This is a genomic window from Microcoleus sp. F10-B2 (assembly GCF_036704965.1).
Lineage (GTDB): Bacteria > Cyanobacteriota > Cyanobacteriia > Cyanobacteriales > Microcoleaceae > Microcoleus.
Genome location: NZ_JAUBTB010000115.1, coordinates 1 through 18,234, shown reverse-complemented (window position 1 = coordinate 18,234; position 18,234 = coordinate 1). Strand labels below are relative to the sequence as shown.

Below are 18,234 nucleotides of genomic sequence, written 5' to 3'. Positions count from 1 at the left end.
GGTTATTAAATGGGAGCGAAAAATCAAAAATAAAGGCAATGCTATTTTATCCGGTTTAGCTGCGTAGCAGCTTATCTCTGAGAATTTTTATCAGTTTTTCGCTCTTTTGGAAAGAGTCTTCTTGAGGATTGACGGCGGTGGTGATGTCGCCGTTGGAGAGGGCGAATAGCAGCGAGTCAATGGTGCGATCGCAGGGGGGTGCTTTGCCTGTTGCGGATTGCAAGGATTGCCAAGCGGCGCAGGTGAAGGGGGTTTTTTCTGTGTGGATTTGGCGAATTAGTTGGCTGACGAGGGTGGTTTTTCCGATGCCTGGTAATCCGACAATTGAGATGGCGATGGGAACCCCCCAGGGCGGGCACGGGGGCACCGCCCCTACAAGATGGGGTTCAACAATTAGGGTTTTTAAGGTGTCGATTTCTTTGGTGCGCTGTACCCAATTTCGGACGGGGGGTAAGTTTTCTGGGAGGGGGAAAGTGCGATCGGTTTCACTGTCTAGGGGGATATCTGCGATCGCGGCTGATAGTAATTCTGGTTCCTGAATTTCTCGCGCAACAATGTCTTGCCAGTTTTTCACACCTACAGCTTTGCAAATGTGTATAAAAGTCTCTCGTCTAATTGGTTGCTGCGTCCAAAATCGCTTTAAAGTTGCTTTTGAAGTGAGAGCAGCCTGACACCAGAGCTCATCTGCTTTATTCCATCCGAGATTGCGTCTTACCATGTCAATGATTTTTAGCCCTTCTTCGGATGCTCTGAGCAAACCTGCCATTGCTACTCCTCTACGGAAATTCTGCCTTAGCAAATAATGTTACATGATTTGGTGAGCCAAATGAGCCAAATGAGCCAAATGAGCCTTTTATGTTGAGCCAAATTGTGAGCCGTTTAGCCGATAAAGATTCAGGATTTTGGAGTATTGTGAAATGATGTGTTTTGCTGTCAACTACGTTTGACGGTGCATCTGGCGGGCGATCGGGGATACAGCCGATCGGCTGTTGGGAGCGATGTAAAGTTTTATTACAAAAACTGGGCGAACTGCATAAAAAGCAGATGAAGGCCCTGATAGATATCTAGGAAGGCTTGCTAGGCGGGCTTTGCTGGTTTTGACGCAACTATATTTTTGAGGAGATGAGATTATGACGGAATCTATAATTGCTACGCGAGATGGAAAAATCGGAACAGTAGATGGAACATTAGGAAATTTTTCACAAATAGCAACAAGTAACCTAAATTTCTCTGACATTGCCTTATCTAATAGCGGTGAGCTTTTCGGAATTACGTTGGACAATTTATATAAAATAGATCGAGATTTAGGCTCTGCTTCACTTGTTGGCAACTTTGGTTTAGGTTTTTTTGCTGGGTTGAATGCTTTAGAATTTGCCAACAATATACTTTATGGTGCTGGTGGTTCTAATTTGTACACCATTAATAGCAGTACCGGCGCAGCAAATTTAGTCGCCAACTTGGGGTCAGACTTTGAAAGTAGTGGTGACTTAGTATTTGATGCTGCTAATAATCAATTTTTTGCCACATCAAACGGCTCAACAAACGATAGCTTGTTTTCCGTATCCCTGACAGGTCAAATAACGAAAATAGGTGATATTGGCTTTACAAATGTTTTTGGTCTGTCATTTGAAAATGGCAATCTTATCGGTTTCACGGAAGATCGAAAGCGAATTACTATCAATTCCACAACGGGAACAGGTACACTGGATAAAAATTTAACGGGTGTTAGCGATCTAATTGGGGGAGCATCGTCTATTCCATCTGCAACACCGACTCCGACTCCGACACCAACTCCCCCAACTCCGACACCTCCGACACCAACTCCCCCAACTCCGACACCTCCGACACCAACTCCCCCAACTCCGACTCCGACACCAACTCCCCTAACTCCGACTCCGACAACAACTCCCCTAACTCCGACTCCGACTCCAACTCCGACTCCGACTCCAACACCCCCAATTTCAAATCCCACTCCGGTTCCAACTCCAACTCCGACTTCAACTTTACCTCCGAGTCAAATTCCCAAACCCGATTCTAGTGGTGAAGTGGATCTAGATCCGCTGAAATTCAAGGTAGTTAACGGTCAATTCACATTCAACGATAAAACCAAGCGCTACGAAGCATCGGGTACTATCCAAATCGGGCGCAAAGATGGAACATTCCCATTAATCACTGTTCAGCAAGGGAAAGTGGAGTATGATGAGAAAAAGTTGAGTGTTGATGGGACTGTTTTTTCTAATATTGGAAATGTAACAGAACCTCTGTTTCAAGGCAAATTTGCTATTGACGTTGGGAATGCCACTACATCTGAACTCACCGATCTCAGAGGTTTACCTGGTCAGTTTAAGCCGGGTGGCGTAGATATCGATTTTACAAGTTTAACTTTCAACTCAAATGAGATTGCCCTTGGGAGCGAGTTCACCTTTCCGGAAGGGCTGGGTGGAGCTAGAATAGTGCTTGGTGGTGGACCAAACTCACTCTTTATTGATAAAAATGGGCCTCGGACAGGTTTCAGCGGTAAAATATCTCTACCCAGTCAAAAGTACAAACTTTTCAATGAGTTCTTTGATATTACCCAAACAGACGTTGACTTATCCTATATTCCGGCCGAAAAAACATTCAAAATTCAAGGCAAGCTTGTTGCCGAACCATTTACCAAAGCAGGTCCACTTCTTAAACTAAAGCCAGAAATTACTATTGATCTTGCTGGTGATAACTACTTGCAGCTTAAAGATGGCAAACCAGGTCTCAAAGGAGTAGCCTCTATTAAGAATGTTGGCCTGCCGGGAGGTTGGGGAATCAATGAACTATTATTCAGTGTTGATACTGATAAAGGAGATTTCACTGCCAAGGGAAAGGTAAATTTACCTTTCGCGCCACAATCACCATTTCCAGGTCCATTTAAAGCCGGAGAACAACTTGTAGGTGAAGCTTTAGGCTTAGAATTTGGTTTCACGAAAGGTTTGAAATTTGAACTTAACAGCTTTGCTGCCGAGGTTGACAATATCAACTTTGCTATCACGCCCCCTATCCCTCCTCTTGGTCAATCTGTTTTTTTACAGAGGGGAAAGTTCACCGTTAACAATCTTGCCTCATCTACAAGTGAACCCATTGAACTGGGAGGAAGCTTAGGATTTTCATACGGTCCAAAAGTTTTGATACCTGTAGGGAAAGAATTTGATGAAGTCTTTGGCATTAAAACTCCCATTGAAGCTACACTTTTCGATCTTCAAGTCGAAGGCAGAAGTCAATTTAATAAACAAGCTACTTTGGGTGGAAAACTAGCAATCATTAATGATGCGATCTTCAATGCTCAAGGTGAAGTTACCCTGAATTTTGTTGAAAAAAACATCAAGGTCAAAGGAAATGCAGGTTTACTTAATAACACAATCAACGGGTCCGTTAATTTAACCACAAATACTAAAACACTTGATACAGACGCATCAGGTGTGGGCAAGCTAAAATTACCTGATGCAGATTTGTTCGGATTCTTCAGAAATAGAGAGATTGCGTCGGGTAATTTTCAATTCCAGTATCGCAACAATGAGTCAATAGATGATGACTTCATTACCACTTGGGGTAAAATCAACCTACCACTAATAAATGTTGGTTTGACTAATGTGGGAACCAGATTTTACTACCGTAAAGGCGAACTTCAGCCTCTGGGTCCTAAAGAGCTAGAGAGCATCAGTAGAACGGCCGAGCAAATTGATTTAAGCTCAAGCAACATCAAAATTGCCAGCTCAACTTTGGACACTTCTAATAGTTTCCCCGTTGCTCAGGGCACAGAATGGATTCTACTTGGCGCCGACTGGGAAAATCCGACAAGTAATGCACAAATTGAGGTAGTAGCACCAAATGATACTATTTTCACAGAAGGTAACTTCCCTACTGACAAAATTGCAATTGTTAACGATCTCACGGGAGAGAAAACCAAGGCTGTTATTGTCCGCAACCCTGAACCTGGTACTTGGGATCTCAAATTAGCTAATCCTAATGGTTTAGGAAATATACGCTACAACGCTTTTAGGGATAGTAAAGCTCCTACTGTTCAAGTGACTGCCCCATCTACAGACGTTACCGGGCAAAACGTCACCATCAATTACAACGCCTTTGACTCTGACTCCAATGCCAAAGTTAGCCTGTTCTACGACAATGACAACCAAGGTTTCGATGGCATCCTCATCAAAGATGGACTGGATGAAAAAGACGGTGCAGGCAACTTCGTCTGGAACACTCAAGGCTTACCCACTGGCGATTACTACGTCTACGCAATGGCGATGGATGAAAACAACGCACCTGTTTTCAGCTACGCACCGCTGCCGATTAAGGTGACAGAATCAGCAGATTTATCAGTCACTAAAACAGCCGATCGCGATACAGCCATACCGGGAAGCAACGTCACCTACACCGTTGCAGTCATCAACAACGGCACTGATAACGCTAAAGGTGCAATCCTCACCGAAACCTTGCCAGAGGGTGCTAAATTTGTTTCCGCGAATATCGCCCCCACCAAGCAGTCAGGAAATGAACTAACTTTTGACCTCGGCGATGTACCCAAAGGTCAAATTTCAACTGTTAGCATAACCGTTACCGCGCCGACAACTGGAAACATCACCGGTACTTCTAGCATAACAAGTAAAACATACGACCCCGACATCTCCAATGATGTCGATTTCGCCAGCACTACAGTCACCAATGACGGTACTGAATCGGGGACAGATAACGTTGTACCAACACCTACACCTACACCAACTCGTCCTCCACTGCGTCAAGTTTTAGGAACCCCTGAAAACGACAATCTAGTTGGCATAGACGCAGCAGATAGCATGGCTGGTTTCGCTGGCGATGACACCCTTGCCGGACTTGGCGGAGATGACATCATCTACGGCAATAAAGGTCAAGACATCCTCACTGGCGACAGCGGAAATGACAATATCTTTGGAGGTCAGGGTAACGATATTATCTTAGGCGGTACTGACAACGATCGCCTGAAAGGTAACGAAGGCGATGACACCCTCAGCGGCGATTTAGGTCGAGATATCTTAATAGGCGGCCCCGGCAGCGATACCTTTGTACTACCAAGAAATGCGGCTGTAACTGCCGACTTCCTGCCAGATGCTATCTTAGACTTCCAATTAGGTGCAGATAAAATAGGACTGACAGAAGGATTAACAGAATCTAACCTACTTTTGAACTTCGAGGAGGGAAATACTGTCATCAAAATTGCAGGTTCAAATCAAATCTTAGGTCTTGTTGTCGGCGTATCTCCAAGTCAGCTAAGCGGTAGTTTTGTCTCCATCAATCTGCCAGTGATTTAGGATAATCGGATTAGTGCGATCGCCCTTACGACAAAAAGTGCGATCGCCCTTTCTTCCCCCCTCATCCATCGGTGTTCATGTGCGGTAAAAAAAAGTGCGATCGCCCTTAACACAAAAAGAGCGATCAATCTGTGGTTGCCCTTACACCCAGACGGGGCGGGCACGGGGGCACCGCCCCTACATATCTGGTTGGGGGTGGTATTTTTCTAGATGCAAAGGCTCATCTTCCCAAGCGATTGGATTGTTGAGGATATATTCACGAATTTTTTCGCAAGATTCTTCATCACGAATAATGTGTTCGTGATAGTTACGCTGCCAAAATTTTTTGGGGAAAGGTGTCCAACATAAATTCGCAACACCATGTCGGTATTTAGCAGTTGTTAGTGATTTGAAGCGGTGAACCACATCTGGCAATGTCATGGGTTTCTGAGGGTTATCGCCAGAAATATTGTCTGGCGTCAAAATAATAATTCCGTGAAAGTGATCTGGCATTAACACAAAAGCATCCACTTCTACACCTGGATAATGCAATGGCAATTCATTCCACACAGTTTGCACCATCAGCCCTGGTTTGCTTAGATATATTTGGCTATTGCGGATTTCTCCTAATGTATGTAAACCACCATTAATGCAGATAGTGACAAAATAAGCTCCGGCTTGAGAATAATCATATCCCTTGAGGCGAATAGAACGCCGATGATGTTTAGCAGCGTCGTACTTCATGATAATTCAATTATGATCTCAATTCAATTTTACCGTAGGGGCGGTGCCCCCGTGCCCGCCCCGGCGCTGACGGGGCAACCACGGGGGGATTGCCCCTACAGGTATATTTGGCGCGATCGCCTACCCGTTTGACGCTAGTGCCATTGCGTACTCAATCGATTTGACTGTAGGGGCGGTGCCCCCGTGCCCGCCCCAGCGCTGACGGGGCAACCACGGGGGGATTGCCCCTACAGGTATATTTGGTGCGATCGCCCTTAATCCCTCCGCGTTCATCCGCATTCATCTGCTGTTCAAAAAAGAGCGTGAAGCGAAGCTATCCGGAAGGGAATCGCCCTTTATGAAAAAAAGTGCGATCGCCCATTTCAATTCCTAACCAGAAATCACCTCACTCAAAAGATGAGCCTGAGAACCCTCCAGACGCGGCCCGTGAATCTGCACCACCATAGAAGCCAAATAATTGCCCCAGCGCGCCGCTTGTGTAGAACTCAAACCATTAGTAATTCCAAACAAAACACCGCCCGCAAAAGCATCCCCAGCACCCACAGTATCGATCGCCTTTACCGGAAATCCCGCCACATCAACAATCTGTTTGTTCTCCACAACCATGCAGCCTTTATCCCCATTAGTGATAAAAGCCAAATCCGAAATCTCGCTCATTTTCCGAGCGCACTCTGACAAAGATTCCTCCTTAAAAAAGCTCCGAACTTCATCAGAATTGCAAAAAATTACATCGCAATATTCCGAAACCACCTTGTGAAAATCATCAGCAAATCGATCGACTAAAAAGCCATCCGAAAAAGTAAAAGCCACCTTCACACCCAGACGCTTAGACTGTTCCATTGTCTCAATGCTAGCCTTTCTCGGCTCCGGAGCATCCCAAAGATAGCCCTCAACATAACTGTATTTGCAGTGAGCCAGTCGATCGACATCAATATCAGTCGCCGCCAGAGTAGTAGAAACCCCCAAATTAGTACACATCGTGCGTTCCGCATCCGGCGTAGTCAGCACAACACAAGTACCAGTAGGCCCGTTCGACTCAGCAGCAGGATGCACGTTAAAATCAATCCCCGCCGCCAGCAAATCTTGGCGGTAAAATTCCCCGTTAGTATCCTTAGCAACCTTCCCCGAATAATACGCTTTACCGCCGCTCTGAGCCAAACCAATCATCGTATTTGCCGCCGAACCCCCCGATCGCATTTGCAGCGAATTGTGCTCTAAATCGTGCAAAATCCCCCCCTGCCTTTCCGAATTCATCAGCGTCATCCCGCCGCGATTCAGCCCGTGGCCGAGTACAAATTTATCTTCCACCAATGCTAGAATGTCCACTAGGGCATTTCCCACGCCAAACACATCCACCGAACGGGAATCTTGATTATTTTCTGTCATCGCTGCTTTTTTTTTACACTAACTATCAACTCTATAATAAATCGGATTAAAGTCAACATCCCCGCTCCCAATCTAAAGTCCCCAACTTAAAATCTAAAATTCAAAATCCAAAATCCCCAATCTAAAATCTAAAATCCAAAATCTAAAATCGCTATGACTTCTCTCCCACCTCTGATTCAGCAAATGTTGCAGCCCGGTTTTTACCCGCACGGGGTGACAGAACCAGTGCAGCTAATTCAGACTCACGCTTCCTTTGTTTTGCTGACAGGAGATTATACTTACAAAATCAAGAAGCCAGTCAATTTTGGCTTTTTAGACTATTCAACCTTGGAGAAAAGGCAGCATTTTTGCAACGAAGAATTGCTGCTGAACCGACGCACTGCACCGGAAATTTATCTAGAAGTTTTGCCAATTGTTCAAATTGGGGATTCGTTTCAATTTGGTAGCAACTTGCCTGCTAGAACTCCGGCTGAAGTTGCTGTAGAATACGCACTTAAAATGCTGGAGTTTCCTCAAAATTCGCTGTTGCTCAGTTTGTTGGAGCGCGGACTGTTGACTGAGCAACTTATGGCAGACTTAGGGCGGGAAGTTGCCAAGTTTCACAGCACGGCAATTAGTAATAGCTACATTCGCACATTTGGCGAAGTCAGTCAGATTCGTACAGCAATAGACAACAATTACCTGACTTCGCAAAAATATATCGGCGGGCCGCAGACTCAGGCACAATATCAGGAAACTAAAGATTATACTGATGCGTTTTTTGCGGAAAATCAAGAGTTATTTAACCTGCGGATTGCCAATAATAAAATTCGCGAGTGCCACGGAGATATGCACTTGCGGAATATAGCATTGTGGCAAGAGAAAATATTGCTATTCGACTGCATTGAATTTAACGAGCCTTTTCGCTTTGTTGATGTCATGTACGATGTGGCTTTTACAGTAATGGATTTGGAATCGCGGGGGCGCAGAGACTTGGGCAATGCTTTTCTCAATACTTACATCGAACAAACAGGAGATTGGGAAGGACTGCAACTGTTGCCTCTGTATTTGAGCCGTCAAGCTTATGTTAGAGCGAAAGTAACTTCGTTAATGTTGGACGATGCTGCTATTTCAACAGCCCAAAAAGCAGAGCTTTCACAGACAGCAGCTCATTACTATAAACTGGCTTGGGAATACACACAACCGCACCGGGGAAAGTTAACTTTGATGTCGGGTTTGTCGGGTTCTGGCAAGAGTACAGCAGCTCGATATTTGGCTCGCCGCACTGGGGCAATTCACATTCGCTCGGATGCGGTTCGCAAACATTTAGGCGAAATTCCTTTAAATGAACGCGGCGGGCAAGATTTGTACTCGGATGAAATGACAGCACGGACTTATGGTAGATTGTTAGAGTTGGGGATAATTCTGGCTGACCGAGGTTGGGATGTGATTTTAGATGCAAAGTTCGATCGCCAAAACTTGAGAACGGATGCAATTAATCAGGCTCAATCCCACGGCTTGCCCCTGCAAATCATTTACTGCACGGCACCAATTGAAGTCTTGCGAGAACGGCTGCAACAGCGTCGGGGCGATATTGCCGACGCGACAGCAGAACTATTGAGTTCGCAGCAAGCAGCTTTTGAACCTTTGACAGAATTAGAGCAAATTTCTGTAAACATTGTAGATACCGCGCAAGACTTAGAGGTACAATTAAACGTGATTTGTGGGGAGTAGTTGCAGAGCGCTCGCCCTTGCCAATTTGATTGTCTGCTAATATTGTAAATATCTTTCTGTGTTATTACAAACACAACTTGCAGCTCATGCCAAAATTTACCGGAGACTCCAAGGGGTTTAGCCCCGCGCTGATATGGTTTGTGTTGTTTACCGTTGGGTTTCGCTTAGTAGGATGTACGCTGCCCCTGAGTCTCGGTCTTGGCGTCCTAGGCGGCGTGGCAGCCGGTTTAATTGTCGCTTGGTGGCACAACGAACTACTACTAAACCCGAATAAACGTTCCAAAGATACAACCTCGGATGCTATCGTCAATAAAGAAGTAGTGCAGACGGACGGCCATAAATATAGCAAGACTTCTAGGCGTGAAGCTGCTACATTGTTTGGCTGGTTATCAGGGCCAGAGGATCGTCGCTAGCTTTAGTCATTAGTCATTAGTTATTAGTCATTAGTCATTAGTTAACAGTCACTAATCATCTTCGTCCCAATACTCAATACTTCGGCTACGCGATCGTATAAGTTCCCAATGCCAAATTCCCAATTGAATGTTTGTATTTCTATCGAAACTCCTGCCGCTGTTTATTTATCCTTTGGGGTTGAGTTGCCTGTTAATGATGGCGGCTTTAATCACACTTTGGAAGCGTCCGAAATGGGCGGCGGCGCCAATTGCTGCGGCTCTAATTATTTTACTCCTCGGAAGTAGCGGTTGGGTTTCAAAATCGTTAGTTCGATCGCTCGAATGGCAAAACTTACCAACCGCCGAACTCCTCCAAGCTGAAGCGATAATCGTCTTGGGCGGCGGTGTCAAAGCAGCTTTACCTCCCCGTCCTTGGGTAGAATTAGGGGAAGCGGGCGATCGAATAATCTACGGTTCCCGACTTTACAAGCAAGGCAAAGCTCCTTTGCTAATTCTCAGCGGCGGTAGAGTAGATTGGAAAGGCGGCGGGTCTCCCGAATCGGCAGACATGGCAGAAATTGCCCAAACAATGGGTGTACCGGCATCAGCAATTCTGCAAGACCCCGATTCACACAACACTTATCAAAATGCCGTCAACGTACGCAAAATTTTAGATGCTAAAGGCATAAAAGGGCCGGTTTTGCTAGTGACATCGGCGATGCACATGACTCGATCGCTCTTAATTTTCCAGCGTCAGGGAATAAAAGTAATTGCCGTACCAACAGACTTTCAGATCGCGCAGCAGGATATCGCAGCATCCCAAAGCAATTGGCAAGCAGTCGCCTTGGATTTATTGCCGGATACCTATCATTTAAACCAGTCAACTAAAGCTTTGAAAGAATACATCGGCTTAATCGTTTATCGTCTGCGGGGATGGCTTTAACAGAATTTTAGATTTTAAATTTTGGATTTTAGATTGAAGAATTTAAACTAATCTCAAATCCGGTTGCATCCCAATTATAGGGGCGGGGCGGGTTTATATAATTTGTCTGTACTTATCAAAGATCTGGGCGAACCCGCCCCTAGAAAACTTCATCAGATAAAATTCCAAATCAAACGGATACGATCTAAAATCTAAAATCTAAAATCTAAAATCTAAAATCTAAAATCTAAAACCTAAAATCTAAAATCTAAAATCTAAAACCTAAAATCTAAAATCTAAAATCTAAAATCTAAAATCTAAAATCGATTGAGTGTGCTAGCTTAAAGTCAATACAGCCAATATTAGCCACAGTCGCCCCCAAACAATCATGCTGCCCCACGAGTTGCAAAAAATTGCCCCAGAACCGACTCCCGCGGCCGAAATTTTTCAGAGACACCAAATTGTCCGCGAGTTTTACGACGAAATTAAGTACCGTCAAGAACTAGAACTTCACTGCCAGTGGTATTACGCTACAGCCAAGCAGCATCAGCAGGAATTGCAGAAAATGCAGGGAGATTTGAATATCTTCGGTTGGTTCAGCCGCAGACGGTCGAAAAATTAAGGGTTAAATAAAAAAGAGGGTTGGTAGTAAGGAGTTTAGTCCCCCCATCGACTAAAAGCCACAGAAAAAACTGAAGTCCTCACTACAAACTCTACAACAGTTGTATGACCCGCGCCCGAAAACGGATACTTGCTTTCCGGCAGGAGTAGTGCCGATCCAAAAATGTTAGACGCTAGTTCAAGCTTCCAGATTCATCTGTGGAGTAAATCTAAAATCTAAAATCTAAAATCTAAAATTGACTGACCGGATTTGATATTGTCTTTGAACTCCGGCTTCAACTTTTGAGACAGCTAGACTTCCGAAGATATCAATTCGACCTCATCCTCTTTTAGGTGAGCTCGAAATTTTTTGTCAAATTGTACTAGAATCGGCCAATTAGCACTGACAGGTCGGCCGTGCCATTCGTGAACGATCGCCACGATTTCTCCTTCCATACCCTTAATATCAAATGGTTGACTGCGATTTTGAGGGTGGTGGTAGACAACAACAGAGTTTTTAATGCAAACGCGATCGCCAACTTTCATAGACTTATATTTAGTGTTCTCTCTTCAAAACTCTGCAAAGCCTACTGGTGCTTAACACTTGTAGGCTTTGCGGACAGTCTTCTTATCTTCCCACATAAGTAGAGCGAAAACTCACAGAAAGTTGGCCGTTCTCTGTCTGTCGGTGCTTCGATCCCCAGCCGCGAGCCCGGGAAGCCGAAATGTCCATCGATTGTCGGTTGAACCCGCAGGCCCGATCGGCATTTCAAGCTAGATCGGGCGGATTCTCAAGGGCGGGAATTGATTTTATGGCCGATCGACAAGCGATCGATTTAACTGCTTCAACCAACACTCAACATCAACGGCCAGAGTTTGGCCCAACTCCAGCAACTGCCGGATCGAAGACAACTCCCAGCCGCCGCCTGAACGCGCAATTTCCAAGGCAACAGCAGCCCCCGCATTTTCGCCCGCCGAGGCATCTTGCCGTTGCAGCCAGCCCAAACACAGAGGCACAATTTGACTGTACAGAGAATCGAAATACAGTTCCTGCGATTTGTCCAAACACAAACCCAGACTCAGCCGATCGCCCACAGCAATCAAACGCTCGATCAGGCCGATCTCAGCTTCCAACTTGACAGGCGAGCGATCCTCCACACCCGATCCTGCTTGCAGCAGCGCGTCTAGCGATCGCCAAACCATCTTTTCCAAAATTTGTTTTACTTCGGGAACATTCAACCGACAGCGGAGGTGGCCGCTTTCAGTGGCGATCGCCTCAATTTCGGCCAGCAGCGGTTCCACATCCTCCGTTTCCACTTCCAGGGCCTTAGCCGCCGTCAAACAGCGGTGTCCCAAAGCCACCTCAGCAGCCACCTGCAACTCTACCGGCACCGGCAACTCGTCTCGGTGGAACGCCATCATCACCCCGTAATTTTCCCGGTAAACCTGAGTGTAAAGCTGATCCAACCGAGTCAAATTTTCCTGACTCAGCAACTGCACGATCCGGTGGCGTTCCTCAGCAAACAAATCCCGCAAGCTAAAGGACTGATCCCCAAACAGCCGCACCATTTCCAGAATGGCGTGGGCCGCCGAAGCTTCTTGCATAACTCCAAACAACCGCTCTTTGAGCATAGTGTAAGACCGGCGGCTGCCAAAAGGCTGAATGCAGCAGTGGAAGTCCCAGCCGCCGAGGTGTAACGCCGCAAACACAAAAATCTCTGTTTCCCGCGTAATTTCCGAGGTTAACTGCAATTGACCCACAGCCAGAGTCATCGATCCCATGCGCTGAATTTGGAAATCTTGCTGCAGGGCCTGATAGCAGTAAACTCGCTGTTCGCGGGGATATTTGGCAAACAGAGAACTGATGGCGTAGTGGGCTGCCACTTGTCGGAGACTAATTTGGGCTGTCACCACCAGTTTGCGGTAAACTTCCGCCCCTGTTTTGAAATAGTCAACGTTGCTTGGTATGAGGGCTAGTCGATCGACAAAATCCTTTTCTAGCTGGACGCCTGTAACTTCGCCCGCCAATTCCAGCGCCCGGGCCGCGTAGCGCAGAACTTGCACGCCTTCTGGCCGCGAGATTTCTTCAAAAAACCAGCCGCAGCTAGTGAACATGAACAGGGCGTGGCGCTGCATTTCCAGCAGTCGCAGTGCGTCCACCTGTTCGGAGGCATCGAGGGGGCGGACTTGATGGCGTTCGAGGAAATTGTCAACGTTAGCGGGCGATCGATCGCGGATGACCTCAATATATTCATCTCTGGCTTTCCAGGGATCGCACAACAGCTTGCGCCCCGCTTCTTCGTAAATCGGAATCAGCCGATCGCGCAGCCAATTGAGAGTATCCCGCAAAGGGCGGCGCCATTTTTGGTTCCACTCGCCGCCGCCGCCGCAGCCGCAATCATCTTGCCAGCGACCGACCCCGTGAGAGCAACTCCAGGCCGTCACGGGTTTGAGTTCCACTTCCCAAGCGGGAGGATTTTGACTTAAATAATGAGCAAAATTCGTCACCGTCCAGCCTCGGCGGGGAAACTCTTCTGTGAAGGCGTAGGCGAGGCATTTTTCGGTACCGTTTTTGTGGTGGCCGAAAGTTTCGCCGTCCGTCGCCACGCAGATTAATTGAGCCGGTCGGTGGTCTCCCCGTACTGCTTGACCCAAGCGCCCGGCCAAGTGGTGGCTGCTGCTGAGAACGTCGTTGAAGCCCATATCCCGCGAGATCGGGCCATCGTAGAAAAAGATATCAATGTAGGGAGTGTTGACAGGTGTGGCTTCGGAATTTTGGAAGTGCCTGCGACCAAAATGGTGAGTGCTCAGCGGCGATAGTTGGTGGTCAGCCAGTAACCGCATTTCCGGTTTTAAATAGCAGCGGTACGGGCGAGTCGGATCGATTTGGCCGCCGCCGACTTCGTGCCATTCGGAATTTTCCGCTGGTTCTCCTTCGTGGTTTTGCCCGATTAGCGGGCGGCAGCGTTCGGCTTGGGAGGGGGCTAAGACAATGAAGCGGATGCCTTCAGCGACTAAAACTTCGAGGGTGGCGTAGTCTACGGCGGTTTCGGCGAGCCACATTCCTTCGGGATCGCGATCGAACCGGGAGCGAAAATCAGCGATCCCCCAGCGAATTTGGGTGTATTTGTCTGGCTCGTTAGCCAGCGGCATGATGATGTGATTGTATACTTGGGCGATCGCGTTGCCGTGACCGTTGAGCCGCTGACAGCTTTTGCGATCGGCCTCCAGAATCCGCTGGTAGACTTCCGCGTCGTAGCGTTCGAGCCAGCTCATCAGGGTCGGCCCGATGTTGAAGCTCATATACTCGTAGTTGTTGACGATCCCCGCGACTTCGCCGCGGTCGTTGAGTATGCGGGCAAAGGCGTTCGGGCGGTAGCACTCGTTGTCAATGCGTTCGTTCCAGTCGTGGGCTGGAGAGGCGCTGGCTTGGCGTTCGATCGCGTCCAGGTAAGGGTTTTCTCGGGGCGGCTGGTAAAAGTGACCGTGAACCGTCACGCACACCCCAGTTGCAGCAGGCGCACTGCTTTGGGTTGTAGCGGTAACGGTTGGCGAAGACAAAGGTAGCACATCGGATTGAGTTTTAGAAATCGAAACCATGCGATCGAATCCTCAAGTAGTTAAAGACAATAAAACCAGCCTAATTAGAAACTGAAACCTTACGCAGCAAGAGTTTCAGCTAGGCATCTGTTGGAGCTAAATTTTGGCAGATAAGTTTTGATACATTTGTAGTATTGCTAGCAAAGCATTCGTTCCAAGATGCCAACCGTCGATCCCTGGTTTTTTTGCCAATGCTTTGCTGTTGAAAGAGTTAAAAAAGGTAGCTTTTGCTGCTTTTTGGCACTTGCGACCCATTTCGGGTTAGTGCTTGCAGGGCTGCTCGTTGAGAGTTTCATTTACCTTGCTGGATTGTAAAGTCTTATTCATTAAATAGCAACTTTTCGCCGGAAAGATTTAATTTTTGGCAATAAATCTTGGCGGTTGTGGATATCGGTTGAATGCCCGATGGATTTATAGAGTAAGAGTTTTGGCCGAGTTTCGCATCATACTTTAGGTGCTTTTTACCTAAGTTCTGGAGAAGTTAGGCCGGTTGGGTTAGGGCGGGGCAGATTTGCTGCAAATGTACTTTCCAGAAGAGTTGTAACACTGGTGCGGAGTCAAAAGGCAACAAAAAATCAAAACGGTAAGTGTTAGGTTTTAACTCCTGAGAGGTATGTGAGGGCGGAGGCAGAGGCATTTGAGGAGGAGGAGGGTTTGGACGAGAAGATGCTGCATTTGACGGCGAAGTGGGAAAAAAAAACTAGGTTTCTGGCGATCGTCTTGTGCAAGAGGTGCTTGCACAAATTCCTTGGAGGCAGAATCTCCGCATTCTGGAGGCTGTGAAATATCCTGTTGACCGCGAGTGGTACATTCGCTATAGTATCGAGCAAGGATGGAGTCGAAATCTCTTAGTTCCTCAGATAGAATGAATCAGGAGAAAGCCCCCAGAAGTGCTGTTATTCGTCAGGTAAAATCACCCAGCTTTTTCTCGAATTTATATTTATTTAATATAAAAAATGCCATGAGTAATGACATGAGTTCCAATAAAAACAATAACGGTGTCCATAACAATTGGTTCTTAACCAACATTGACTATGAAGGAGAAGGACGGGCTGAGTTTGAAAATCCTAAAGGATATATCGAAGGAAGGGTTAAAATTTACTTTGATGAATTTGGTAATTCCAGTATTGAAATGAACGTAGCAAAGTACCATACTGAACAGCCCCTCAGCTTTAATTGTATAGAATTCTTTAATGCAGCTCCCGCCGAGGAAGAGGGTAGTTTCTCTTCTACAAATCGTTTTGGAAGCAACCCGTGTAAAAGTTTAACTGTCAATACTCCTGATGGAACCTATTCCGCACAAGGAAGTATAGTCTACAACCCTATCATTAGTTTGGGCGGGGATAATAACACGAGAGTTGAATTTTATTTAGTTCCTTCATATTTTGACAATATAAATGCTGAACTTCCTAAATATTGGGTGTTTCCACTATTTAACTTAATCTCAGATTTTAGTCAACGAAATTCACAGCTTGATTGCCATATCCTGCGTATTATTCCCAGGCTTGACAATGCAGATAATGCAACAGAAATAGCAGCATTCAGGAACTTTTTTTTCCGTAATTGGGATCGTTTAATTGTCTTTAATTTCCAAGAAACTCAGGGATTTATTGAACCCTTAATTGATTTTAATGAACGTAAAAACAAACTGGACTCTGGTCAGGTGCAACGTACAATCACAGCAGTAATGGTTGGGGAAGTTGGCTCTGAATCTATTGACATAGATAAATTGACGAACTGGCTACCATTCGGTCTTCTCCCTTTACTGAGTCTTGCTACTGGTTCTGAGGTAGGAATTCCTTGGATTGAATTTAGAGATGCTAAGGGTGGGCTTGTCCGACGCATCCATAAAAGATTCGGTCAGCCCAATTTTTCAAGAGGACACACAACTATTTCGGAACAATATAATCAGGAAACTGGCTATTTACTCACCTGCGCTCAGTCTTCAACCCATTATGGAAAAGCACCTTTAGGTTCTGTAATATTTGACCTAGTTCAAAGCAGTTCATATAGCCTTACTATTGAAGACAAGCTAAATAAAATTTGTCGAGCCTTCGATTATTTATGTCAGCACTATAACCTAGCCACACAAAATTTACTTCGTGGCTTAGATGATGATTATAAGGATATCGTCAATACAACTCTTAGGTCTGCAGCACAAGAGATTCGTGATGCGGCACAAGCTGCAAGTGATTCAGGGCAAAGCAAGTTACTTAACAAAATTGCTGATAAAACGATTAACTCTAGCAACATAGACAGGGATTTCGGTCTAGCTGTAACTGACTTACTAAAGCATTTGGGTTTACATGATGCTGACATTATTGATGCCTACTATCAAAGTAACCCACGAGCTGATGGAAGGACTCATTGGAGCAGTGTTCTGTCTAGATATCGTGGAATTGCAGTGCATACGGGTGACTTTAGCTTCCAAGAACAAACATACGATATACATGATGTTGTAAGAATTACTTATCATTTATACGATATTCTGGTACGCATTGTTTTTAAGATGCTTGGGTATGATCGTACATACCAGCCAATAATCATAAATCAAACCTCACAGCCTGTCGATTGGGTAAAGGCCGATCTTCCAGCCAGGGAATTAGGGTATTAACCCAAGAATATATTGGTTAGATTTAATCGCCAAAACATTGAAGTGGAGATCAACCAACAAAAAGAACAATTCAGCAACGTCTACCTGCAAGCTGTCACCACCGTTGCCGGCTATTCCGTCTACTAACCTTCCGTAGACGATGACAGCGTAGACTGGGGAGTAGCTGCGAAAGGCAGGACTGGCCCCATTAGAGCACCTCGCTTAGAATTGCAGTTAAAATCTACATCAAGAGATATCCAAGACGATAACTCCATCCGCTACCCCCTCAAGCTCAAAAACTACGACGACTTAAGAATGGATGACTTCGCCATTCCCCGAATTTTAGTTATCGTTTTAATCCCCGAAACACCGGAAGACTGGTTAACCCAGTCCGAAACAGAACTCTGCATCAGAAACTGCGGATATTCGATATCGCTGCGGGGAAAGCCAAAAACACAAAACACAAACGCTGTCACCGTCACCATCCCCAGAACCAACCAATTTACAGTCGCCGCCCATCAGTCAATTATGGAGGGAATTACCAAGGAGTTAAACCATGAAAGTCACCGTAAAAGATAGCCAAACTATCGAAACAATCGAGCTAAATCAACTGAGAAATTACTTACAAACTCACGGGTGGCATGAAGACCAACCTTTTTTAGATAATGCCACACTTTGGCGCAAACCAACAGCCAATGCAGAAGAATTTGAAATATTGCTACCTAACCGGGAAAACCTGGGAGATTATGCAGCCCGCATCTGCGAGGCAATCCAAACCCTAGAAAACGCAGAAAATCGCCCTCAATTTGAAATTTTAAGCGAACTACTTACCAGCATTCCCAACACGATAATTCAGGGAATTGTCATGCAAATTCACACCCCAAATAGCCAAAAATTAAGTGGCGAAGTTGGGAGCATCCCGGTTTTGTAAATATCCCCAAATCAGCGTAAAATAGTTAAAATCAATAGAAGCGTCAAAAAAAG

At 45.8% G+C, this 18,234-nt stretch carries 13 protein-coding genes and 1 pseudogene; 9 read left to right on the top strand and 5 right to left on the bottom strand.

Annotated elements, in window-relative coordinates; translation table 11 throughout:
* Nucleotides 1-55: 55 nt before the first annotated feature.
* Nucleotides 56-766, bottom strand: a complete 711-nt coding sequence (locus QUA99_RS28830) for a hypothetical protein (RefSeq protein ID WP_333243693.1) — start codon at nucleotides 764-766, stop codon at nucleotides 56-58.
* Between the two features lie 364 nt (nucleotides 767-1,130).
* Between QUA99_RS28830 and QUA99_RS28825 the strand changes: the two genes are divergently transcribed.
* Nucleotides 1,131-5,321, top strand: a complete 4,191-nt coding sequence (locus QUA99_RS28825; protein ID WP_333243691.1) for a hypothetical protein — start codon at nucleotides 1,131-1,133, stop codon at nucleotides 5,319-5,321.
* A 177-nt stretch (nucleotides 5,322-5,498) separates the two neighbouring features.
* Here QUA99_RS28825 and QUA99_RS28820 read toward each other — a convergent pair whose 3' ends face one another.
* Both QUA99_RS28820 and QUA99_RS28815 read right to left on the bottom strand, forming a co-directional pair.
* Complete coding sequence (locus QUA99_RS28820) at nucleotides 5,499-6,044, bottom strand: transposase (RefSeq protein ID WP_333243688.1); 546 nt, start codon at nucleotides 6,042-6,044, stop codon at nucleotides 5,499-5,501.
* A 369-nt stretch (nucleotides 6,045-6,413) separates the two neighbouring features.
* Nucleotides 6,414-7,430, bottom strand: coding sequence for an adenosine kinase (locus QUA99_RS28815; protein ID WP_333243685.1), 1,017 nt, complete (start codon nucleotides 7,428-7,430; stop codon nucleotides 6,414-6,416).
* 153 nt (nucleotides 7,431-7,583) lie between these two features.
* Between QUA99_RS28815 and QUA99_RS28810 the strand changes: the two genes are divergently transcribed.
* The 4 genes from QUA99_RS28810 (at nucleotide 7,584) to QUA99_RS28795 (ending at nucleotide 11,079) form a co-directional block, all read left to right on the top strand.
* On the top strand, nucleotides 7,584-9,143 hold the full coding sequence (locus tag QUA99_RS28810; protein ID WP_333243682.1) for an AAA family ATPase: 1,560 nt from the start codon (nucleotides 7,584-7,586) through the stop codon (nucleotides 9,141-9,143).
* A 29-nt stretch (nucleotides 9,144-9,172) separates the two neighbouring features.
* Complete coding sequence (locus QUA99_RS28805) at nucleotides 9,173-9,556, top strand: hypothetical protein (protein WP_333243680.1); 384 nt, start codon at nucleotides 9,173-9,175, stop codon at nucleotides 9,554-9,556.
* 127 nt (nucleotides 9,557-9,683) lie between these two features.
* On the top strand, nucleotides 9,684-10,478 hold the full coding sequence (locus QUA99_RS28800) for a YdcF family protein (protein ID WP_333243678.1): 795 nt from the start codon (nucleotides 9,684-9,686) through the stop codon (nucleotides 10,476-10,478).
* 367 nt (nucleotides 10,479-10,845) lie between these two features.
* Nucleotides 10,846-11,079 carry a hypothetical protein gene (locus QUA99_RS28795; RefSeq protein ID WP_333243675.1) on the top strand — a complete coding sequence of 78 codons (234 nt, stop codon included), beginning with the start codon at nucleotides 10,846-10,848 and terminating at the stop codon, nucleotides 11,077-11,079.
* A gap of 290 nt (nucleotides 11,080-11,369) precedes the next feature.
* Here the strand turns inward: QUA99_RS28795 and QUA99_RS28790 are convergent, their stop codons facing one another.
* Nucleotides 11,370-11,603: a ferredoxin-thioredoxin reductase variable chain gene (locus QUA99_RS28790; protein ID WP_333243672.1), complete on the bottom strand. Its 234-nt coding sequence runs from the start codon at nucleotides 11,601-11,603 to the stop codon at nucleotides 11,370-11,372.
* A 264-nt stretch (nucleotides 11,604-11,867) separates the two neighbouring features.
* Entirely contained in the window at nucleotides 11,868-14,657 is a 2,790-nt protein-coding gene (locus tag QUA99_RS28785; protein WP_333243669.1) for a DUF3536 domain-containing protein, read from the bottom strand.
* A 722-nt stretch (nucleotides 14,658-15,379) separates the two neighbouring features.
* Here QUA99_RS28785 and QUA99_RS33300 point away from each other — a divergent pair.
* The 4 genes and pseudogenes from QUA99_RS33300 (at nucleotide 15,380) to QUA99_RS28770 (ending at nucleotide 18,181) form a co-directional block, all read left to right on the top strand.
* A complete protein-coding gene (locus QUA99_RS33300; protein ID WP_333220798.1) occupies nucleotides 15,380-15,526 on the top strand; it encodes a DUF1016 N-terminal domain-containing protein in 147 nt (48 codons plus the stop codon).
* Nucleotides 15,523-17,271, top strand: coding sequence for a hypothetical protein (locus QUA99_RS28780; RefSeq protein ID WP_333243666.1), 1,749 nt, complete (start codon nucleotides 15,523-15,525; stop codon nucleotides 17,269-17,271). The genes QUA99_RS33300 and QUA99_RS28780 overlap by 4 nt, the downstream gene beginning before the upstream one ends.
* A 144-nt stretch (nucleotides 17,272-17,415) precedes the next feature.
* Nucleotides 17,416-17,829, top strand: a pseudogene (locus tag QUA99_RS28775) (DUF4365 domain-containing protein); the annotation flags it as partial.
* Nucleotides 17,807-18,181 carry a hypothetical protein gene (locus QUA99_RS28770; protein WP_333243663.1) on the top strand — a complete coding sequence of 125 codons (375 nt, stop codon included), beginning with the start codon at nucleotides 17,807-17,809 and terminating at the stop codon, nucleotides 18,179-18,181. The pseudogene QUA99_RS28775 and the gene QUA99_RS28770, both read left to right, overlap by 23 nt.
* Nucleotides 18,182-18,234 lie beyond the last annotated feature (53 nt).